This window comes from Tateyamaria omphalii (assembly GCF_014651375.1).
Lineage (GTDB): Bacteria > Pseudomonadota > Alphaproteobacteria > Rhodobacterales > Rhodobacteraceae > Tateyamaria > Tateyamaria omphalii.
On sequence record NZ_BMWT01000006.1, the window covers coordinates 159,790 to 180,958 of the forward strand.

At 57.2% G+C, this 21,169-nt stretch carries 23 protein-coding genes; 12 read left to right on the forward strand and 11 right to left on the reverse strand.

The window, feature by feature from the left end; all coding sequences use genetic code 11:
• Positions 1-3: 3 nt before the first annotated feature.
• Positions 4-999, forward strand: coding sequence for an inositol 2-dehydrogenase (gene iolG / locus IE087_RS19225; protein ID WP_189371007.1), 996 nt, complete (start codon positions 4-6; stop codon positions 997-999).
• 3 nt (positions 1,000-1,002) lie between these two features.
• Here iolG and hemN read toward each other — a convergent pair whose 3' ends face one another.
• A complete protein-coding gene (gene hemN, locus IE087_RS19230; RefSeq protein WP_189371008.1) occupies positions 1,003-2,355 on the reverse strand; it encodes an oxygen-independent coproporphyrinogen III oxidase in 1,353 nt (450 codons plus the stop codon).
• Positions 2,356-2,414: 59 nt separating this feature from the next.
• Between hemN and fnrL the strand changes: the two genes are divergently transcribed.
• From fnrL to ccoS, 10 genes are all read left to right on the forward strand, one after another.
• Positions 2,415-3,155, forward strand: coding sequence for a transcriptional regulator FnrL (fnrL, locus tag IE087_RS19235; RefSeq protein ID WP_189371009.1), 741 nt, complete (start codon positions 2,415-2,417; stop codon positions 3,153-3,155).
• An 81-nt stretch (positions 3,156-3,236) separates the two neighbouring features.
• A complete protein-coding gene (locus tag IE087_RS19240; RefSeq protein WP_189371010.1) occupies positions 3,237-3,644 on the forward strand; it encodes a universal stress protein in 408 nt (135 codons plus the stop codon).
• A 115-nt stretch (positions 3,645-3,759) separates the two neighbouring features.
• Positions 3,760-5,385 carry a cytochrome-c oxidase, cbb3-type subunit I gene (gene ccoN / locus IE087_RS19245; protein ID WP_189371011.1) on the forward strand — a complete coding sequence of 542 codons (1,626 nt, stop codon included), beginning with the start codon at positions 3,760-3,762 and terminating at the stop codon, positions 5,383-5,385.
• 12 nt (positions 5,386-5,397) lie between these two features.
• On the forward strand, positions 5,398-6,123 hold the full coding sequence (gene ccoO / locus IE087_RS19250; protein ID WP_189371012.1) for a cytochrome-c oxidase, cbb3-type subunit II: 726 nt from the start codon (positions 5,398-5,400) through the stop codon (positions 6,121-6,123).
• 9 nt (positions 6,124-6,132) lie between these two features.
• A complete protein-coding gene (locus tag IE087_RS19255; protein ID WP_189371013.1) occupies positions 6,133-6,324 on the forward strand; it encodes a cbb3-type cytochrome c oxidase subunit 3 in 192 nt (63 codons plus the stop codon).
• 1 nt (position 6,325) lies between these two features.
• Positions 6,326-7,198: a cytochrome-c oxidase, cbb3-type subunit III gene (gene ccoP / locus IE087_RS19260; protein WP_189371014.1), complete on the forward strand. Its 873-nt coding sequence runs from the start codon at positions 6,326-6,328 to the stop codon at positions 7,196-7,198.
• A 184-nt stretch (positions 7,199-7,382) separates the two neighbouring features.
• Positions 7,383-8,816 carry a cytochrome c oxidase accessory protein CcoG gene (gene ccoG, locus IE087_RS19265; protein WP_189371015.1) on the forward strand — a complete coding sequence of 478 codons (1,434 nt, stop codon included), beginning with the start codon at positions 7,383-7,385 and terminating at the stop codon, positions 8,814-8,816.
• A 2-nt stretch (positions 8,817-8,818) separates the two neighbouring features.
• Positions 8,819-9,277: a FixH family protein gene (locus tag IE087_RS19270; protein ID WP_189371016.1), complete on the forward strand. Its 459-nt coding sequence runs from the start codon at positions 8,819-8,821 to the stop codon at positions 9,275-9,277.
• Positions 9,274-11,406, forward strand: coding sequence for a heavy metal translocating P-type ATPase (locus IE087_RS19275; RefSeq protein ID WP_189371017.1), 2,133 nt, complete (start codon positions 9,274-9,276; stop codon positions 11,404-11,406). Before IE087_RS19270 ends, IE087_RS19275 begins: the two co-directional genes overlap by 4 nt.
• Entirely contained in the window at positions 11,403-11,552 is a 150-nt protein-coding gene (gene ccoS, locus IE087_RS19280) for a cbb3-type cytochrome oxidase assembly protein CcoS (RefSeq protein ID WP_189371018.1), read from the forward strand. The genes IE087_RS19275 and ccoS overlap by 4 nt, the downstream gene beginning before the upstream one ends.
• On the opposite strand, the gene kce is transcribed toward ccoS, so the two are convergent.
• From kce to IE087_RS19330, 10 genes are all read right to left on the reverse strand, one after another.
• Positions 11,549-12,478: a 3,5-dioxohexanoate:acetyl-CoA acetone transferase gene (kce, locus tag IE087_RS19285; protein WP_189371019.1), complete on the reverse strand. Its 930-nt coding sequence runs from the start codon at positions 12,476-12,478 to the stop codon at positions 11,549-11,551. The genes ccoS and kce overlap by 4 nt on opposite strands.
• Positions 12,479-12,480: 2 nt before the next feature.
• Positions 12,481-13,500, reverse strand: a complete 1,020-nt coding sequence (locus tag IE087_RS19290) for a branched-chain amino acid ABC transporter permease (protein ID WP_189371020.1) — start codon at positions 13,498-13,500, stop codon at positions 12,481-12,483.
• The gene (locus tag IE087_RS19295) at positions 13,500-14,366 is read right to left on the reverse strand and encodes a branched-chain amino acid ABC transporter permease (RefSeq protein WP_308425481.1); all 867 of its coding nucleotides are present in this window, start codon (positions 14,364-14,366) and stop codon (positions 13,500-13,502) included. The genes IE087_RS19290 and IE087_RS19295 overlap by 1 nt, the downstream gene beginning before the upstream one ends.
• Positions 14,363-15,073, reverse strand: a complete 711-nt coding sequence (locus tag IE087_RS19300) for an ABC transporter ATP-binding protein (protein WP_189371021.1) — start codon at positions 15,071-15,073, stop codon at positions 14,363-14,365. The genes IE087_RS19295 and IE087_RS19300 overlap by 4 nt, the downstream gene beginning before the upstream one ends.
• Positions 15,066-15,794 (reverse strand): ABC transporter ATP-binding protein, encoded by a 729-nt coding sequence (locus IE087_RS19305; protein WP_189371022.1) that lies wholly within the window; start codon positions 15,792-15,794, stop codon positions 15,066-15,068. The genes IE087_RS19300 and IE087_RS19305 overlap by 8 nt, the downstream gene beginning before the upstream one ends.
• Positions 15,795-15,803: 9 nt before the next feature.
• Positions 15,804-17,075 carry an ABC transporter substrate-binding protein gene (locus IE087_RS19310; protein ID WP_189371023.1) on the reverse strand — a complete coding sequence of 424 codons (1,272 nt, stop codon included), beginning with the start codon at positions 17,073-17,075 and terminating at the stop codon, positions 15,804-15,806.
• A gap of 135 nt (positions 17,076-17,210) precedes the next feature.
• Entirely contained in the window at positions 17,211-18,161 is a 951-nt protein-coding gene (locus IE087_RS19315; protein WP_189371024.1) for a 3-hydroxyacyl-CoA dehydrogenase family protein, read from the reverse strand.
• A 3-nt stretch (positions 18,162-18,164) separates the two neighbouring features.
• Entirely contained in the window at positions 18,165-18,950 is a 786-nt protein-coding gene (locus IE087_RS19320) for an SDR family NAD(P)-dependent oxidoreductase (RefSeq protein WP_189371025.1), read from the reverse strand.
• Positions 18,947-19,297 carry a cupin domain-containing protein gene (locus tag IE087_RS19325; RefSeq protein WP_189371026.1) on the reverse strand — a complete coding sequence of 117 codons (351 nt, stop codon included), beginning with the start codon at positions 19,295-19,297 and terminating at the stop codon, positions 18,947-18,949. Before IE087_RS19325 ends, IE087_RS19320 begins: the two co-directional genes overlap by 4 nt.
• On the reverse strand, positions 19,297-20,136 hold the full coding sequence (locus tag IE087_RS19330) for a cyclase family protein (protein ID WP_229801467.1): 840 nt from the start codon (positions 20,134-20,136) through the stop codon (positions 19,297-19,299). Before IE087_RS19330 ends, IE087_RS19325 begins: the two co-directional genes overlap by 1 nt.
• Before the next feature lie 156 nt (positions 20,137-20,292).
• On the opposite strand from IE087_RS19330, the gene IE087_RS19335 reads away from it, so the two are divergent.
• Positions 20,293-21,024 carry an IclR family transcriptional regulator gene (locus tag IE087_RS19335; protein WP_189371027.1) on the forward strand — a complete coding sequence of 244 codons (732 nt, stop codon included), beginning with the start codon at positions 20,293-20,295 and terminating at the stop codon, positions 21,022-21,024.
• Positions 21,025-21,169 lie beyond the last annotated feature (145 nt).

Below are 21,169 nucleotides of genomic sequence, written 5' to 3' on the forward strand. Positions count from 1 at the left end.
CCCATGATCAACGTTGCACTTTTGGGCTGTGGTCGCATTGGCCAGGTCCATGCCCGCAGCCTGATGGGACTGGAAGGTGCCCAAGTAGCTGCCGTCGCTGACGCCATGCCAGACGCTGCCAATGCGCTGGCAGCACAGACTGGTTCTCAGGTCATGGAGATCGAAGACATTCTTGCGGCCTCGGATATTGACGCGGTGGTGATCGGCACGCCCACGACCACGCATTACGACCTAATCCACGGGACGGCGCGGGCGGGCAAGGCGATCTTCTGCGAAAAGCCCATCGACCTGAACGCGGCGCGCATCCGTGATTGCCTTGAGGTGGTTGAGCAGCACTCGGTACCCTTCTTCATTGCCTTCAATAGGCGGTTCGATCCGAATTTCCGCACCCTCAAGGGGCAAATAGATGACGGCAGGATCGGGAAGGTTGAGATGGTGACGATCCTGTCGCGCGATCCGTCGCCGCCACCCATTGGTTACATCAAGACTTCCGGCGGTCTTTTCCGCGATATGATGATCCACGATCTTGACATGGCGCGCTTCGTGCTGGGCGAGGATCCGGTGGAACTCTTCGCTCACGGTTCTTGCCTTGTTGATCCTGAGATTGGTCAGGCGGGCGACGTGGACACCGCCATGGTCAGCTTGCGCACAGCTTCGGGCAAGCTGTGCCAGATATCAAATTCGCGGCGTGCCACCTATGGCTACGATCAGCGGATTGAAGTGCACGGAGAACAGGGGATGCTTCGGGCGGACAACGTTCTGACCTCAACCGTTGAGGTGTCCGATGCGCAAGGCTTCACTCGCGCGCCAACTGAACCATTTTTCCTTGAACGATATGCGGCTGCCTATACTGCCGAGATGCAGCATTTCGTTGAGGTGCTAACTGCTGGCACACCCCCAAGCCCAAGTGGGATGGATGGGTATAAGGCTCAAGTGATGGCGGATGCTGCACAAACCTCTTACGAAAGTGGTCAGCCGCAGGCGCTGGTGTTTGACTGACCGTCAGATCGCGGCACTATATGTTCGCCCATCGGACTTTTCAGTTTGATCGGTGGTCAACGTGCCAGCGATCATCCGGACCAGCGGGTGTGCCCATCGCACAATGCTCAGCGTTTTTCCGTTCCATGCGACCGCGTCACCAAAGCGTTCGACAATGTAGAGGATGGCGGTGAGGATGGTATGGTCCGCCAGCTGATCTTCGGTCAAAGTTGCCGTGTGATAGCACATCAATTGTTCGACCAAGTTGGCCTTGAGGTGGTCGGTAGCATTCAGTTCGTAACCGCGCCACAAGGCGGATTTTCCCGCTTCCACCTGTGCGGCGTATTTTCCAGTCACTGGAATGTTCTGTGCGAACCCTTGCGGGTATGTCGAAATGGCTGAAGCACCCAGACCAATCAAATATGGTGCTTGGTCATCCGTGTATCCTTGGAAGGACCGTGTCAGGCGTTTTTCAAAATAGGCTTTTGCGAGGGCATCGTCGGGCCGTGCGAAATGGTCAATGCCGATTTGAATATAACCTTGTCCCAGAAGCGTTTTGCGAGCTTGGTCAAACAAGGCAAGGCGTTGCTCCGGTTTTGGCAGGGCATCACTGGGGATCAATGACTGACGTTTGGACATCCACGGGACGTGGGCATATCCAAAAAGGGCGATGCGCCCGGGATTCATTTCCAGCGCCGCATCAAGCGTCGCGGACAGTGTTTTTGCCGTCTGGAAGGGTAGGCCATAAAGCAGATCGAAATTCAGCGCGTTGACATCCAAGTTCCGCAGTTGCCGTACAACGTCTGCCGTCAACTCATGAGACTGCTGCCGACCAATGGCCTTTTGAACTTGTGGGTCGAAGTCCTGGATGCCCAGACTCACGCGTGACAGGCCGTGCTTTTTTAACATCGCCAATCGCTTCGGACCGACATCCGTGGGATCCACCTCAACCGAAAATTCCTCGAGCTGGTTGAGACCCCAGATGTCATCCAAACCAGTTAGCAGCCGGTCCAGAAGGGACGATGACAGAATCGTTGGTGTCCCGCCACCCAGGTGCAAACGCCTTGGGCGTATCCTGTCGGTAAAGCGGCTGCGGGTCGATTTCGCCTCGGCCAAAATCCGCTCAACATAAGGCGCCAACGGGGCGTCATTTCTTGTGCCTTGCGTCCGGCATGCGCAAAACCAGCAAAGTCTGCGGCAAAAGGGTACGTGGACATAAAGCGAAATCTCTGCTTCTTCAGGAGCACTAGATTGCCAGCCGTACACATTTTTTTCACCGATATCCTCGCTGAACCAATTTGCAGGCGGATAGCTGGTGAAACGTGGTACCTTGGCATCAAAAAGCCCGTGACGGCGGAGGTCGGATACATGTTTCATAGTCGCAAGCTGAGTGAATCTTCTGCCTCTCGCATTGACACAGATCAACGGAGGGTCTGATGAACAAGGTGCTGCCCGTTATGGAAAGCTGCTCAAGCTGTCCAATTCGTCATCGTGCCGTATGCGCACGCTGTGATGAAGACGAACTGGAACAACTGAACCAGATCAAATTCTACAAGACCTACACAGCGGGCCAGACCATCGCCATGCGGGGCGACGCGTTGGATGTGGTGGCATCGGTCGTTGCTGGCACCGCGACTTTGGAACGCGCCATCGAAGATGGCCGGACACAATTGGTGGGATTGTTGCTGCCATCAGATTTCATCGGTCGGCCTGGACGCGACACGTTGCAATATGATGTGACTGCGGTGACGGATGTGACGCTGTGTTGTTTCCAACGCAAACCCTTTGAATCGTTGTTGATCCGCATTCCACATGTCCAAGAACGGCTGCTGGAAATGGCGCTGGATGAATTGGATGCCGCTCGCGATTGGATGCTGTTGCTGGGCCGCAAAACCGCGCGTGAGAAAATTGCCAGTTTCCTGATGCTCATTGCCAAGCGGACCGTTCATCCTGATGGGCAGGTGCTTGGGGATCTGTCGCGGATCGAACTGCCAATCAGCCGCGAGGCCATGGCCAATTTCCTCGGTTTGACGATCGAAACGGTCAGCCGTCAGTTCACTGGCTTGCGCAAGGACGGAGTGATTGAGCTGGATGGCAATCGAAGTGTACGCATTCCCGACCTTGAAACTCTGTTGCTGGAAAGTGGTGACGATTCAGATGGCGGGCCGCTGATCTGACATTGGCTTGATCCAAATCAACGCGGTCCTGCGGCGCAGTCGCTATCCCTTCTGACCGAAAGGCCAAAGGAGGGCTTGCACATGTATTCCAACATCCTGATCCCCGTCTTGTTCGGCGAAGGGCGTGATCATCCGCAAGCGGAGGCTGTTGCCAAGCACCTTGCGTCGGAGGGTGCGCGCATAACGTTGCTGCACGTAATGGAGCAGTTGCCAATGTATGCTGCGGAGTATGTGCCCGCGGATACGGTTGCGGGCAACCGAGAACGGATCGCAAGCCGATTAAAAATCATGGCAAGTGAACTGCCCAATGGCCACAGCGCTGTGATTGAAGGTGCAACCGGGCGCAGCATTACGGACTATGCCGAACAGAATGGTGTCGATCTGATCGTCATTGCATCCCACCAACCTGCCTTGTCCGACATACTTTTGGGGTCGACGGCCGCGTGGGTCACGCGTCATTCCAAGTGCGCGGTGCATGTAATCCGGTAATTCGGCCTCTCTTGATCCAGATCAACGCGGCCCGACGCGCGCGCATCTAATCAGCCAACATACGAACAGGTCTGTTGTCCCCGCGGGGACAACACGCAACGCCGAAGGACGAACCATGTGGGACTATATTAAATTGATCTTGCTGGGTCTGGTTGCCCTGGTCGCTGCGATTGCAGCAGATTGGGGTCACGATCTGGCTTACAAACTGCATGCCGCGCTGATCATGTTGATCGCCGGTGGCATGTTCATCTGGCAATTGCGCCAGATCGGCGAAACGCGCGCCGTCGTGGATGACACAGGCTACATGGACGATGTTGTTCGTGCGGGCGTGATTGCCACGGGTTTCTGGGGTGTCATTGGATTTCTGGCGGGGGTATTCATTGCTTTCCAACTTGCGTTCCCGGGCCTGAACTTTGATTGGGGCCAGCCGTATACAAACTTTGGTCGTCTGCGCCCGCTGCACACCTCCGCGGTGATTTTCGCGTTTGGGGGCAACGCCCTTATCATGTCCTCCTTCTACATCGTTCAACGTACATGCGGGGCGCGGCTTTGGGGCGGCAACACCGCCTGGTTCGTATTCTGGGGCTACCAGTTGTTCATCGTGATGGCGGCCACCGGCTATCTGCTGGGGGCCACGCAATCCAAGGAATATGCCGAGCCTGAGTGGTATGTGGACATCTGGCTGACCATCGTCTGGGTCGCCTTTCTTGCCGTTTACATGGGCACGATCTTCAAGCGGCAGGAAAAGCATATCTATGTCGCGAACTGGTTCCTTCTGGCTTTCATCATCACCGTGGCGATGCTGCATATCGTCAACAACCTGAGCATCCCAGTCTCCTTGTTGGGCTCCAAGTCCGTTCAAGTCTTCTCGGGTGTGCAGGATGCGATGACGCAATGGTGGTACGGCCACAACGCGGTGGGCTTTTTCCTGACGGCGGGCTTCCTCGGCATGATGTATTACTTCGTGCCCAAGCAGGCGGGTCGTCCCGTCTACAGCTACAAGCTGTCGATCATCCACTTCTGGGCGCTGATCTTCCTGTATATCTGGGCCGGTCCGCACCACTTGCATTACACTGCATTGCCTGACTGGGCCTCGACCTTGGGTATGGTGTTCTCGATCATCCTGTGGATGCCGAGCTGGGGTGGCATGATCAACGGTCTGATGACGCTGCAAGGCGCGTGGGACAAGCTGCGCACCGATCCGATCATTCGGATGATGGTGATCAGCCTCGCGTTCTACGGCATGTCCACCTTCGAAGGGCCGATGATGTCGATCAAGGCCGTCAACTCGCTGAGCCACTACACCGACTGGACCATTGGTCACGTGCACTCTGGCGCGCTGGGCTGGAACGGCATGATCACCTTTGGTGCGCTGTACTTCCTGACACCGCGCCTGTGGGGCCGTAAGCAGATGTATTCGATGGCGGCCATCGACTGGCACTTCTGGCTCGCGACCATTGGCATCGTGCTCTACGCGGCATCCATGTGGGTGACCGGCATCATGGAGGGCCTGATGTGGCGCGAAGTTGATGCCCAAGGGTTCCTGGTGAACTCGTTCGCCGACACCGTGAGCGCGAAGTTCCCGATGTATGTGGTGCGTGGTCTGGGTGGGGTTCTGTACCTGACCGGCGCCTGCATCATGGTCTGGAACATGTGGATGACTATCCGGGGCGGCCAGCCCGTCCGGGTGGCCCCGCCTGCGGCACCCGTTGCTGCCGCTCAACCTGCACAAGCCGCATAAGGAGGACTGAACATGGCTTTTCTCAAGCGACACCAGGTTCTGGAACGCAGCCCGACGCTCTTGTTCGTCTTCTCGCTGCTTACTGTATCGGTCGGCGGCATTGTGGAGATCGCACCACTCTTCTACCTCGAAAACACGATCGAAGAGGTAGAGGGGGTGCGTCCCTACAGCCCGCTGGAATTGGCAGGTCGCGACATCTACGTCCGGGAGGGGTGTTACGTCTGCCATAGCCAGATGATCCGCCCCATGCGGGATGAGGTCGAGCGCTACGGGCACTACTCGCTGGCGGCGGAGTCGATGTATGACCACCCGCATCAGTGGGGGTCGAAGCGCACTGGACCCGATTTGGCTCGGGTGGGTGGCCGGTATTCGGATGCGTGGCATGTCGATCACCTGATGGACCCGCAGTCGGTTGTGCCGGAATCGATCATGCCGAAATACGCCTTCTTGGCAGATACGGTGATTGATGGTGAACACATCGAGGATCTGGTCAAAACGCACCGCTTCGTTGGCGTACCTTACACCGATGAAATGGTCGAAGCTGCTGCTGCCGATTTCCGAGTGCAGGCCGACCCCGACGGGGATTGGGACGGGCTGCTTGAGCGCTATCCCGGCGCGGTTGTCTCCAATTTCGATGGTCAGCCAGAGCTGACCGAGATGGATGCGATGATCGCATATCTGCAAATGCTGGGCACCTTGGTCGATTTCTCGACCTTTACGCCCGATGCGAACCGATAGGGGGCTTTGATGGATACGTATTCATTCTTGCGAGAGTTGGCTGACAGCTGGGTGCTTCTGGCGATGGTGATCTTCTACATCACTGCGTGCCTGTGGTCCTTTCGCCCTTCGGCCCGGGCCGCCAACGAAGAAGCAGCCAGCATCCCACTGCGAAATGACACTGATGCGCATCTGACGGCGCAAGAACCGGAGGCCGACTAATATGGCTGACAAACAAGACATTGATGATGTCACAGGGACCGATACCACCGGTCATGAATGGGACGGCATCAAGGAACTGAACAATCCGCTGCCGCGGTGGTGGCTTTGGACGTTTTACGGCACAGTCGTCTGGGGGCTCGCATACACGATTGCCTATCCGGCGTGGCCACTGATCAATTCCGCCACGGCCGGTCTTCTGGGGTATTCAAGCCGGGCAGAGGTGGCACAGCAAATCGCTGAAGTAGACGAACAAAACGCTGAGCTGACGGCAATGCTGGCGTCTGCGGATTTGACAACCTTGGACCCGGATGACCCGGCGCATCGGTTTGGTGTAGCGGGTGGCGCATCGGTCTTTCTGGCCAACTGTTCCCAATGTCACGGTTCAGGCGCTGCCGGTGTGCAGGCAGCAGGCTATCCCAACCTTCTGGACGACGCATGGTTGTGGGGCGGTACGCTGGAAGAGATCGAGTATACCGTGCGGCATGGCATTCGAAATGAAACGGATCCCGACGCCAGATGGTCGGAAATGCCTGCGTTCGGCGACATCTTCTCTGAAGAAGAGATTGGTCAAACTGTTGAATACGTCCTGTCGCTGTCAGGGCAGGATCACGATGCCGCGATGGCGGAACAGGGCATGGTCTTGTTTCAGGAACAGTGCACTGCGTGTCATGGCGACAGTGGGGAAGGAATCCGCGAGGTCGGCGCCCCTGCATTGAATGACGCGATCTGGTTGTATGGTGGGGATCGCGAAACTCTGATCGAAACGGTGACCTATTCCCGGTTTGGCGTGATGCCGGCCTGGGGTCAGCGTTTGGACGAAGACGAGATCAAGGCCGTCACCCTGTACCTGCACCAGTTGGGCGGTGGCGAGTAATTCTCGCCACATCGCCCCTAGCCGCATATCAGGCTTCGGCCTAAATGGAGGGATATGCGGCACTCCCGGTCTCTGTCCTGTTCGTACCAAGCGGAGACCGGGAATTTTTCTTGATGCTTGATCCAAATCAAGGTGTTGGCCGCGCAGGCCTTGCAGTTTGAACGCACGAACAGGACAGTTAAAAATGACAGAATCTCCGGCCTCTCCGCCGTCTCTTTATGTTGCGCGCGAACCCATCTTTCCCCGACGGGTCAAAGGCAAGTTTCGCACGCTCAAATGGTGGATCATGGGCGTTACGCTTGCGATCTATTACCTGACACCATGGATCCGCTGGGACCGTGGTCCGAACTTGCCTGATCAGGCCGTTCTCGTTGATCTGGCCGGGCGCAGGTTCTACTTCTTCTGGATCGAGATCTGGCCGCACGAGTTCTATTTCGTTGCGGGGTTATTGATCATGGCAGGGCTTGGCCTGTTTCTTTTCACCTCGGCACTCGGCCGCGTCTGGTGCGGGTATACTTGCCCGCAGACCGTCTGGACCGACCTTTTCATTTTGGTTGAACGTTGGATTGAAGGTGACCGTAACGCACGTGTCCGCCTTTGGAATGCAGACTGGTCAGTGCACAAAGTTCGGCTTCGTGTCACGAAGTGGATCGTGTGGTTCTTAATTGCCCTAGCGACAGGTGGTGCTTGGGTCTTCTATTTCGCGGACGCCCCCACACTGGCTCGTGATCTGTTCGCATTCAGCGCTCCTCTTGTTGCCTATTCGACCATTTTGATCCTGGCTGCGACCACCTTTGTCTTTGGTGGCTTCATGCGCGAGCAAGTCTGCAACTACATGTGCCCCTGGCCACGCATTCAGGCGGCTATGATGGACAACGACACGCTGACCGTCGCCTACCGCCACTGGCGAGGCGAACCGCGCGGCAAACATCTCAAGGCCGAGGGTGCTGATCAGCTTGGCGATTGTATCGACTGTATGGCCTGCGTGAACGTGTGCCCCGCCGGTATCGACATTCGCGACGGGCAGCAGATGGAGTGCATCACTTGTGCGCTGTGCATCGACGCATGTGACGAAGTGATGGAGCGGATCGGAAAGCCGCGTGGCCTGATTGACTATCTGGCTTTGTCGGATGAGGAGGCCGAAACCCAAGGCGCAAAACCACGTCCGGTTTGGCAGCATGTGCTGCGCCCACGCACCATTCTGTACACGGCAATGTGGTCGCTTATCGGCGTCGCGCTGGTCTACGCTTTGTTTATTCGTTCCGACATCGACCTGACGGTCGAGCCGGTCCGCAATCCGCAGTTTGTAACCCTGTCGGATGGCGCTGTGCGCAACACGTACACCTTGCGTATCCGAAACCTGACGGCGGAAGATCGTAATTTCCGGGTCATGCTGACATCGGAGGAGATCCTGCGCATCGATGTCGAAAGTGATGGGGCGGTCGCCAACCACGTCACCGTTCCCGCCAACGAAACACTGCAAGCGCGTGTCTACGTCATTGCGCGCCCGCAGGATGCAGCCGCTGATGCCGAAACCACTGATTTGCGTTTGTGGGTCGAAGATGTCGAAACCGACGACCGGGCAGGCGTCGCCACTATTTTCAACGGAAAGGGCTAAGGATGCAGATTAAGGAACTTACCGGCTGGCATGTACTGGCCATCTTTGGGTCAGCGTTTGCCATCATCATCAGTGTAAACCTGACTCTGGCGTTTCAGGCTGTGAACACCTTTCCCGGGCTCGAAACCAAAAACTCATATGTCGTCAGCCAAGCCTTTGAAGAGGATCGGGCTGCACAGGAAGCTTTGGGTTGGGCAGTTTCGGCTGAGGCGGAAGACGGGACGTTGGCATTGAATATCGATGACGCGATAGGTCCAGTTGTTCCTGCGATCACGTCGGCAACACTGGGGCGTGCGACGCATGTTGGCGAGGATCTGACACCGACTTTCCACCATGACGGTGCTCGGTTCGTCGCGGATATTCCTAAGCTTGCGCCTGGAAACTGGAACTTACGTCTGACGGCGGTTGCGCCGGATGGAACGGACTTTCGGCAGCGTATTGTTCTTCGGGTGCAGCAATGAGCGTCGCATCCTGTCCGGGTTGCATCGCCGCTGGTGACGTCGCCGAGGCGGTCGGGCGGGACGTTGGCCTTCCAACGCACGAGTTGATCTTGCCCGGGGTCCACTGCATCGCGTGCATCAGATCAGTCGAAGGATTGCTGAATGCCCGCCCCGATATTGCTGCAGCACGTGTCAACCTCAGCCGTAAGCGGGTGGCAATCACAGCGGAGCCGGGGATTGACCCCGCGCCGTGGATCGCGGCCCTGACGGACATCGGGTTCGAGGCCCACGAAGCCCGCGATGCTGGAAATCGTGGCCAAGACGATGGCTTGACCTTACGCCTTGGCATCGCCGGTTTCGCAATGATGAATGTCATGCTGCTATCGGTCGCCGTGTGGTCTGGCGCGACCGATGCAACGCGTGATTTCTTTCACTGGATATCGGCGGCGATCTCGCTGCCAGCCGCAATTTATTGTGCACAACCCTTCTTCCGTTCGGCAATGTCGGCCTTGCGCGGCATGCGGCTGAACATGGATGTGCCGATTTCACTGGCTATTGTTCTGGCCTGCGGTCTGTCTCTCTATGAGACGTCTCAGGGGGGAGAGCACGCCTATTTCGACGCGGCGCTATCTCTTACGTTCTTCTTGCTTAGTGGCCGCGTGCTGGAAAGACGCATGCGGCAAGCTGCGCGTTCTGCGGCGGCGGACCTTGCGGCACTTGAACCTTTGCGCGTGACGCGCATTGAGGGGGAGACCCGCGTAAGCGTCCCCGTCGATGATGTGGCCGAAGGAGACACGCTCTGGCTCGCTGCGGGGGCGCGGGTTCCCGTGGATGGCGTCTTGAACAGCAATGCTGCACAGGTGGATCGCAGCGCACTGACTGGGGAAAGTGACGAGATTGCAGTTGCCCGCGGAGCTGTGTTGACGGCAGGGGAAATCGTACTGACGGGGCCGGTTACGATGTGCACTACTGTCGCCGCCAAGGGGTCAACACTGCGCCGATTGATCCAAATCGCAGCGCATGCTGAGGGCTCCAAGAGCCGCTATACCAGCCTCGCGGATCGCGCTGCGGGTGTCTACGCGCCGCTGGTACATGGTCTTTCCTTTGCTGCTTTTATTGGGTGGTCGGTGGCTACGGGTGATATGTACAATGCGCTCAAAATCGCCATTGCAACGTTAATAATAACATGCCCTTGCGCATTGGGGCTGGCCGTTCCAGCAGTGGCAACCGTCGCCACTGGGCGATTGTTCCGCATGGGATTGTTGGTGAAATCCGAAACCGCGCTTGAACGTTTGGCCGAAGTCGACACAGTTGTCTTTGACAAGACCGGCACATTGTCAGCAGCAGCACTTGTTCCATCTCCAGAAATGCCCCGCGAGGCACGTCAGATTCTGAAAGCGTTAGCGCAAGCGTCAGCACACCCGCTGAGCCGTTCTGTTCTGCCTCTGCTGAAAGATGTCAGTCCAGCCGTTCTTGAGGACATATCCGAGCATCGAGGCAACGGTGTTTCCGCCCTTTGGAATGGTGAACCCGTGCGCTTCGGCAATGCCACATGGATCGGCGCAGGTGAAGGTACGGTGCTGCAAATCCGCGATACGATTCATCCTCTCGAACGGCGCGAACAGATTTTCGCTGATGCCATGGATACTGTCGCGCGCCTGCGTGAGATGGGCTTTGATGTGCATATGCTAACCGGAGACAGCGCGGCGAATGCAGCACGCGTGGCGTCGGAGTTGGGTGTTGATCACGTGCATGCCGAGGTGGATCCTGAAGCCAAGCAAGATTTGATCGAACGGTTGCAGGCAGACGGTCGCAAGGTGGTCATGGTCGGCGATGGCCTGAACGACACGCTCGCTCTGACGCGGGCTTGGGCATCCATTGCGCCAGGTACTGCATTGGAAGCCAGCCAGAATGCGGCGGATGTTGTTCTTTTGGGTCAGCATCTGTCCGGTATCCCGGCGGCCATTGGCATCGCGCGCAGCGCAAGACGGCGCATTCTTGAGAATTTTGCGCTTGCGGCTTGTTACAACGCCGTGGCGATCCCATTGTCCCTTGCCGGTTTTGCATCACCGCTGATGGCAGCACTTGCAATGTCTACCAGTTCCATCACTGTCACAGTGAACGCCCTGAGAACAAAGGCAAAGCCATGAATGTTCTTGTTATCCTGGTTCCGTGTTCGCTCATCCTTGGGCTTGGCGCACTGTTGGCCTTCGTCTGGACGATGAAGAGCGATCAATATTCTGATCCTGAGGGCGATGCCCAGCGCATCCTGTTGGACGATGATGAGCCGACTTAGAACGCGACGCGATCGCCGCCCTTGAGGTCCAGAATATCCCGGGCTTCATCCGGGCTGGCAACTTCGCACCCTAAGTCTTCGACGATGCGGCGGATTTTGGTGACTTGTTCGGCATTCGATTGTGCCAGCTGCCCGCGTGTGATGAAGAGGCTGTCCTCCAACCCGACCCGAACATTTCCGCCCATTTGACTGGCTGTTGTGGCAAGTGGCATCTGTGCCGCTCCGGCCCCGAGGACGGACCACCGGTAGTCGTCACCAAAGAGCCTGTCGGCGGTGCGTTTCATAAAGATCAGGTTGTCCACCTCGGCCCCGATGCCGCCCAGAACACCGAACACAAATTGTAGGAAAACCGGCGCTTTGAAGAGGCCGATATCCATACAGAACTTCAGATTGTACAGGTGGCCGACGTCGTAGCATTCGTGTTCGAACTTGATGTCGTGCGGTGCCAGCTCGGTTGCGGCCTGCTTGATGTCGGCAAAGGTGTTGCGGAAGATATTCGCCTCTGATCCGGCGATGTATTCCTTTTCCCAGTCGTGTTTCCAAGTGTCGTAGCGGTCGGCCAGCGGGTGAAAGGCAAAGTTCATGGACCCCATGTTGAGCGAACACATTTCGGGGCTGAAATGAACGGCTGCCTTGATCCGATCCCTGATCAGCATGGTTGGCGCGCCACCCGTGGTGATGTTCAATACGGCGTCTGTCGATTGCTTCACGCGGCTGAGGATGCCTGCGTAGTGTTCTGGCTCGACCGAGGGGCGGCCATCCTCTGGATCGCGCGTGTGTAAGTGCAGGATTGATGCTCCCGCCTCTGCGGCGGCAATAGCCTGTTCGGCAATGTCATTGTGTGTGATCGGCAGATGTTCCGACATCGTAGGTGTGTGGATGGCCCCGGTCACCGCACAGGTGATAATGGTTTTTTGCTTGGCCATGGTCAGGGGTCCTTTGGGTCGTTCAGTTTGATGCGGTAGCTGAGTGGAAACAGCTCAAGGTCGTAACGATCTCGGATCAGTCCCCAGACACCTTTGGGTGCTTTCAACATGACCACGATGGCGACAACGCCAAGCACCATCAAGTAAATGGTACCAAAGTCAGCGAGTGTTTCGCGTAACAGGAAGAACAGAAGCGTGCCGATGATCGGCCCTTCGAGCGTTCCAATGCCGCCGATCACAACGATGAAGATGACAAAGGCAGTCCAGTCGTTGACCGAGAATGCGGCATCCGGCGAGATGCGTAGCTTTTGCAGGAAGATCAGACCACCTATGATCGCAGTGAAAGCGGACGTAACGACGTAGACTTCCAACTTGGTTCGCCAGATGTCGATGCCGAGACCGCTGGCGGCCACTTCACTGTCGCGGATCGCGGTGAGCGCGAGGCCGCGGCGGGAACGGAGAAAGAGGTAAACGGCACTTACCACAACGATGGCAGCACCGAGAGCAAGCCAATAGCTCAGGGCTTCGCGGGCGGATCGACCGTCCGCCAGGGAACGTACGATTCCAACTGGCAGCGATGTGCCCGAGCCGCCGCCCAGAGAGGCGATTTGCGCAAAGGTAAGGCGGAAAACTTCTGCTACAACCCAAGTGCCAATGGCGAAATACGCACCTTTTAGCCGAAATATCAGCGATGCGATGGGGATCGAGAGGAGGGCGGCCAGTAGTCCGCCAATAAGGATCGCGGCAATTGGGGGGAGTCCACCAAAGATGGTGAGAGCAAAAAGCATGTAGCCACCGAAGCCGACAAAAGCCTGTTGGCCGACCGACACGAGACCTGCGTAGCCAGCCATGAGGTTCCACAGGCAAGCAAGAGAGAGGTAGAGGAAAACCTCCCCCATCAGCCTCAGATCGGCGCGGCCCGCCCACCACGGGGCAGCAGCCAGAACGATCAGCCCAAGCGCTGCGACGACCATGGCTATGCGTGAAGCGCGGGTGGCGCGGTATACGGCTGGTGAACGCATCAGTGCTGCACCCTTGGAAAGAGGCCATTGGGTCGTATGGCGAGAACAACGAGAAAGGCGATGTGGCCAGCGAGCACTTGCCAGCCCGGATCGATCTTGGCTCCAATCGTTTGCGCAACGCCCAGGATGACACCCCCGGCCAATGTGCCCCAGATGTTGCCGAGTCCGCCGATAATTACGGCCTCGAATCCGAAGATGAGGCGGCCTCCACCAATGGAGGGGTCAAAGCTGGTGCGGATGCCCAGTAAGATGCCCGCGATCCCGGTGACAGCGAGGGCGAGTGCCATGGCAAGGCCGAAGACATGTGCTTTGTTCAGGCCCATGAGTTGCGCAATGTCTTGATTGTCCGACACGGCCCGGAAGCCGCGGCCAAGGGCCGTGGAATAGAACATCCATTGCAGACCCGCGATCACTGCAACCGCGATGGCGAAGGTCAGCAGTGGCAGTATTCCGATCGTCAGGCTTCCTACATTCACGCTGGCTGTTTCGATTGCCCCGGCAGAGAGTTTTTGCGGGTCGGCAGAGTAGCCTTCAAGCAAGGCATTTTGGATGATGACCGACAGACCAAAAGTGACGAGCAGAGGTGGTAGGATATCTGGACCAAGTGTTTGGTTCAGAATGCCGCGTTGCAGGACATATCCGATGATCGCCATGACGGGGAGGACCAGCAAGGCGGCGGCAAACGGATGGACGCCAAACATGATTGTAGTACTGAGGCCGAGATAGGCGGCTAGGATAATTAGGTCACCATGAGCGATGTTCACCAAACGCATTACGCCAAAGATAAGTGACAGCCCGGCCGCAAACAGGGCATAGAGCCCGCCCAGCAGGACGCCCTGCACGAGTACGTTGATCCATTCGATCATGCGACAACTCCGAAATAGGCGGCGGTAATTTGGTCGCGGGTGACGTCGTGGGTTGCACCTGCCAGAGAGACGCGACCCTCCTGTAGGCAGAAGACGCGGGACGAGACTTCGAGCGCTTTGCTAATGTCTTGTTCGACAACCAGCGCCGTCATGCCGCCGCCGATGATGCCGGGCAGGGCATCGTAGATTGTCTTGATGATCACGGGGGCAAGGCCGAGGCTGATCTCATCAAACAAGATTACCTCGGGATTTGCCATCAGGGCCCGACCAATGGCGACCATCTGTTGCTGCCCTCCTGACAGAGACGTGGACGCTTGCTTCCGGCGTTCCTGAAGTACGGGGAAAAGCTCAAAGACAGTGTCGAGTGACCAAGGGCCGGCGCGACCAACCTTGCCGCCCAGCATCAGGTTCTCCTCGACGGAAAGTGACGGGAAAAGTTGTCGTCCTTCGGGCACAAGCGCGAGACCGCGATAAGCGACTTCGTCCGCACGGAGAGAACCGATGGCTTCGCCCTTGAAGCGCACTTGATCCGATGCGTTGGACATGAGGCCCGAGATAGAACGCATCAATGTGCTTTTCCCTGCGCCGTTGGCACCAATGATGGCAACAACCTCACCCGCATGGATATCCATGTCGACGCCATACAATGCCTGAAAGTCGCCGTAATAGGCGTTAAGTTTCGATAATGACAGGATTGGGTCAGACATCAGGGTCTACTCCCAGATAGATTTCCTTGACCTCGGGGCTGTCCATGATCGTTTTGGGTGAGCCTTCAGCGATCTTCTTGCCGAAATCGATGACGATCAGGCGATCTACGATGGCGAGCAGGGCATGGACCACGTGTTCGATCCAGATGATCGTAGTGCCTGTGGCGTGTACCGCCCTGATCGTGTCGATCAACGATGTGCATTCCGCTTCAGTCAACCCGCCAGCGATTTCATCCAGGAGCAGGAGTTTGGGTTGTGCTGACAGGGCGCGGGCCATTTCGAGCCGTTTGCGATCGAGCAAGGTAAGAGAACCCGCGCGCTGATTGGCCTTGGCCAAAAGGCCGGTATCAGTCAGCACTTGCAGCGCGTGGTTTTCAGCAGCGTGACCTGACAGTCCTGCACCCTGCATCGCGCCCACAAGGGCATTTTCGTAAACGGTCATTCCGCCAAAGGGCTGCGGCACCTGAAAAGATCGGGCGATACCCATTTTGCAACGCTTTGCCGCAGGTGTGGATGTGATGTCGGCCCCGTCAAAGGTGATCTGGCCCGCGTCAGGTTTGAGTGCGCCGGTGATGAGGTTGAAGAGCGATGTCTTGCCCGCGCCGTTGGGACCGAGGATACCCACGGCGTCGCCTCGTGCGATCTCGAAACTGGAGTCGTCGGCGACCTTGACTGCGCCAAACGACTTTTTGAGCCCGCTCACGGACAAAAGGGCAGACATCGCAGCGCCTTAACCCAGCAGTTGCAGTTCGCCGCCCACAGGGATCTGGGGCGCGTGGCTGTTGTTGGTGATGACGAGTTCAACTCCATTGCCTGCCTTCTGCCATTGCCCCGAAACAAGCGGTGTTTTTGATACGTTGGGCACAGGGCCGTTTGACCAATTTACGTCGCCCACGATGGTCGAGATGTTGGTGCCCGCGATTGCGGCGGCGTTAGCCTCGAAATCGTCGAGGTCCTCGGACCGGGAGATGACGTCCGCCACCACTTCAAAGAGCGCGTGTTTGAACCCGATGGGCTGGGTCCAGGGGCGGCCCGTCGCAGCGGTGAACCCGTTTGCCAGATCACCTGCCGAGATGCCGGTCAGAGACGAGTTGAATGGATGGTTTGGGGACCACCAGATTTCGGTCGTCAGACCAATGCCACGATCTCCCAGAGCCTCAATGGCTGAAGGGAAGAGCAGCGCCTTGCCGATGGTCGCGACCTTGGGATTGAAACCCTGTTGCGCAGCTTGTGCCCAGAAGGTGCCAAAATCTGGCGGGATCATCACCCCGGTGATGATTTCGCAGCCTGCGTCTTTGAAAGCTGAAATGTAGTTCGAAAAATCGTCGGTCAGAGGTTGGAAGCGACCAGGATCAACTAATTCGAACCCTTGTGCTGCAAGGGGTTTGGGCAGGCCCAGTTCTGCGTCACCCCATGCATTGCCGTCTGCATCGTTCGGGAACAGACCGCCCACTTTCTTGGCGACACCGCTGCCGTCCCAGAGGCTGGTGAAATTGGCGATGACGTCCTCAAGTCCCCAGAAGAAATGGTATGTGTATTGGAAGGCTTCGGCAGGGTTGCCGCCACGGCCGAAGAAGTAGGGCTGCCATGGGGCATCGGTGGTGATGCAGGGCACCTCATTGATCTCGGCCTGGTCTGCCACCGGGTTTGTGGTGTCAGGTGTTGCTGCAGCGGTGATGATGTCCACTTCGTCCGATAGGATCAGCTCCGCCGCCACTTCAGCTGCCCGGTTGGGGTTGGACTGACTGTCTTTCTTGATGATCTCGATATTGTAAGACTTGCCGTTGTTGGTCACGCCGCCTGCGAAATGGGCGCGCAAGCCTTCGAGAATGTAATCATCGGCTTCCGCGAAGCCGGCGAGCGGGCCGGTGGATGGGGTCACGAAGCCCACCTTTATGGTGGGGTTGGAAGCATATGCCCGCGTGGCACGCAGGATTGCGGGGGCCGCGACGCTCGCGCCCAGCCCAGCCAACATACGGCGGCGTGTGATATCAGTTCTCATGTTTTCCTCCCAAAGATGCGGTTCGGGTGTTCGCCGATCCGGTTGCGCGGACCATTTTTGACATGGCTTGGCGCTGTCTCGCTTTTCAGATCTATCACATGCAAAAGATGATCCTGATCCGATTTGAATGCCTGTTTATAACCCTGTGTTATGTTTTAGGTTCTCTTGAAGTATCCTTTCGAGGGCACACAGGTGTTGTGCGATGCGTGACTTGGTTCGTTCAAAGTCTTCATCGGTCCATTTACGAAACCCATGTCCAGCGACCATGCCGGTACGACCCTTATCCAACAGTGATTGCAGAACGGGAGACGGTTCAGGTCGTGCGTCGAGGTCGAACAGAACCTGTCGGTGTATATCCTGGGTGAGCTCCAACCCGACGAGATCGGCGTTTTCGAGCGGTCCAAGAACTGCGAGTCGGCGGCCAAAACTGGCTTTCACCACGTCATCAACAGCCTTGGCAGAGCAGATTCCATTTTCAACCAGGCTGATCGCTTCGCGCCAAAGCGCGTGTTGCAGCCGATTGCCGATGAAGCCGGGCACATCCTTTTCGACCAGTGCCGGCGTTTTGCCTGCGTCCGCCAGCAGGTCAATCATCTTGTCTGCAACTGCGGGATCGGTCCATTCGGTTTTGACCACTTCGACCAGCGGGATCATGTGAGGCGGGTTCCACCAATGGGTGCCGAGAGCGCGTTGGCGAAGCGTCAGGTGCTCCATGATCTTCGTGATCTGAATAACCGACGTGTTAGAGGCAAGAATGGCGTCGCCGGACGCGTGTGCCTCAACCTCGGCAAAGATCGCTTGTTTCAGTTCAAGTTTTTCGGGCGCGGCTTCGAATACTGCATCCGCATCGATCACGGTTGCCTTGATCCCATCGCACAGCTCAATCCTACTAAGGGCCTTGGCGATGTCAGTGTCGGATGTGTTTAGCAGCCGCAAGCTGTCGGATACGCGTTGGGGAAGACTTTGTAGCGTCTCTGGCACCGGATCGTGCACGGCCACGTAGTGGCCCGCGCGCGCAAAGGTCAGCGCAATGCCGTGCCCCATCAATCCGCCACCGATCACCGCGATTTTCTGGTTCTTTTTCATGCCTCACCCCGCCGTATAGCCGCCGTCGGCATAAAGTATGTGACCGGTGTAGAAGTCCGAGGCGCGGGAGGACAGGAACAGGAGCGGTCCTGCCAAATCCTCAGGCTCACCGAGACGACCCTTGGGCACCCGTGTCAGGAACCCGTCGCGCACCATCTTGGCCTCGTTCGTGTCTTCGAACATCCATGCGGTAAGGGGAGAACGGAACACAGTGGGTGCGATGGCATTTACGGTAATTCCGGTGGGACCGAGTTCGCATCCCAATGCCTTGGTAATCCCATCGACTGCGGCCTTTGACGCGCAGTAGGCGGTGTACCCTGCCGGGTGTCCCAAAAGGCCACGGGCAGAAGACATAAGGACGATCTTGCCGCCGTCGCCCTGCGCCTGCATCTGCGCACTTGCAGCTCGGGCCATCAGCCAGCTTTGAGTGACGTTGGCGTCCATGACACCTTCGAACGTATCAGGGGCCATGTCCGCAATCTTGGCCACCTTGTTCATGCCCGAGGCAACAACAAGGATGTCCAACCGTCCGAACGTCTTGACCGTTTCTGACACCAGAGCATTGCAGGCGATTTCAGTATCGGGGCGCGCGTTGATCTGATGGGTGTCACCGGTGCACGTGTTTGCGACGTCTGCCATCGCGCCGGCATTTCCTGCGGCAAGAACAACTTTGGCACCGGCACCAGACAAACAACGGGCCGCCACGGCGCCAAACGCACCGGAGGCACCGGTGATCAAGGCCACCTTGCCCGAGACATCAAAGAAGGACAGTGGGTCGTCGAGGCTCATGGTCGACCTCCAGCGGGGCAGGGGATCACAACCAGCATTTTGCAAACGTGATTGCTGCGGTTTTCGATTTTGCGCACTTCACCTGGTGGGATCGTGCAACTGTCCATGGGACCAAGCACTGTGTCGGTATCGTCAACGGTGACAGTCATTTCACCGTCGAGCACGACATAGACCTTTTCAAACGGCGTCGCATCGGGTCCGGCACCGCCGCCGGGCAGAAACTGCGAATAGCCAACCCATTGGTTTTCCGGTCCGCCGTCCTCGAACCCCTGAAGGCGCAGGCCCGTCACACCCCAGTGGTTTGGGGCGTCATAGGGTTGAGCATCGGCGAAGCGCTTGATCAGCATCAGAAATCCTCGCCTGCCTCGATGCGGTAGTCTTGGGATTTATCTATCATGGCAACTAGTCGGATGATGCAACCATCACCCCGGTCCCAGTTCCAGGGGAAGAAGGCGAAGGTAACCCGCTTGCCCGTAACGCGGTCAAGGTCGCCGCCCACGTTCTCGATACCGAGAATACCGTTGGTAAAGAGCTTCTGGTGCACGGGTTCCCATTCGGGGAAATCGACCTCCCATGGCGTGCCGCCCGACCATTCGAGGTACTCTTTCTCAAGATGTGGCAGTATCGGGCCGTTGCGCTGAGGTCCGATCGCTGTAGCCAACGGATGATCATTGGCTTGCGTGTCGTGGCCCACGACTTTGACACCCTTCTCTACCATCCAATCGGCGGCAGATGGCACAAGACCAGGGCAGTATGCAAAGTAATCACCGTCTTCGTATTGCTTGTGCCAGCCGGTATTGATGATCAGTACGTCATTCTTGCGGATCGCATGGCCGCAAGCCTTTTCAAGGTCATCACCGGTGATCTGCTCCCACTTCTTCTTCGGGATGCTGACGACGAGGCCAGAGCCGAAGAAATGGGGCAGGGGCACCTCATCGATGAATGGGGTTCCCTGGACCACGTGTGCAGGTGCATCAATGTGAGTGGTGACGTGCATGGTGGTTGTGATCGTTTGGCTCAGTACGCCCGACTTCGCCATGTAGTGTTTTCGATCAATCTGGACATCCTTGAAGTAAGGCCAGTTTGGGCACTGAAAGCCGTACCTGTGGCTCAGGTTCACGAACTCAAGGCCCATGTCATTATTGTCGTTTTCCTGGAAATCGATCCCGCGAATATTGACGACCATCGGCTCCTCCCAAAGCTTCGTGTTGCTGTCTCGTATTATGGTGCGTATGTATCGTATTGCGGTCAATCTTTGATTTGATCGGTGGGAAGAAGACGGATGCATTGCCGTTTCAGGCTGGCGCTGTGGTTTGAAGCAGCTTTTGGAATAGGATAAAAAGTGTCGAAAAATCAGGGGATTCAGGTTATTTCGCGTGCAGCTGACATTCTTCGTTTGTTGGGGCGAGAGACTGGCGGTCTGAGCCTCGGGCAGATTGCAAAAGAGGTGCAACTGCCCCGCTCTACGGTACAGCGCATCGTCGCGGCACTTGGATCGGAGGGGTTTGTATCGACTGAACGTGGGGACGGAGGAATCAGGTTAGGGCGGGAAATTCAAAGCCTGGCACTGGCCGTTTCATCGGACATGCGATCCCGTTTGCGGCCCTTGATGGAACAACTGTCGGACGAAACGGGCGAGACTGTTGACCTCGCCGTTCTTGAAGGCGCGCAAATGCTGTTTGTCGACCAGATCGAAGGCAGTCACCGCCTGCGGACCGTGTCGCGGATTGGAGAGTACTTTCCCCTGACCACGACAGCAAATGGGCGTGCCGCTTTGGCTTGTATGCATCGCGAACGCGCGCTGACCCTCATCCGTGCAGAGCATAGATCACGTGGGCCGTATGCCCCACCGTTGTCAGACATTATTGCAGGAATTGACGCAATCCGTGACGGCGCATTGGCCTGTGATGAGAACGAACACACGGATGGAATTTGTGCGATGGGTTTTGCAGTGGTTGATCAGATGGGCGATATTTTTGCCGTGTCTGTTCCTGTTCCAAGCTCGCGCTACGACAGAGTCAAACCTACCTTGGCAGACGCGGTCCGGACCGCGATTTCAACACTCGACGCATAGCTTTGATGCGAGTCTGTTACGTCAGAAGGAGTGGTTTGCTCCTTTCGAATTCACACAATTCGGAGTTTGGTTTCGACAACAACGACTCGCGTGAATGCATCGGCTCCTGTTCTGCCGAGATCATCCAAAGGCATTTTTCATAAGC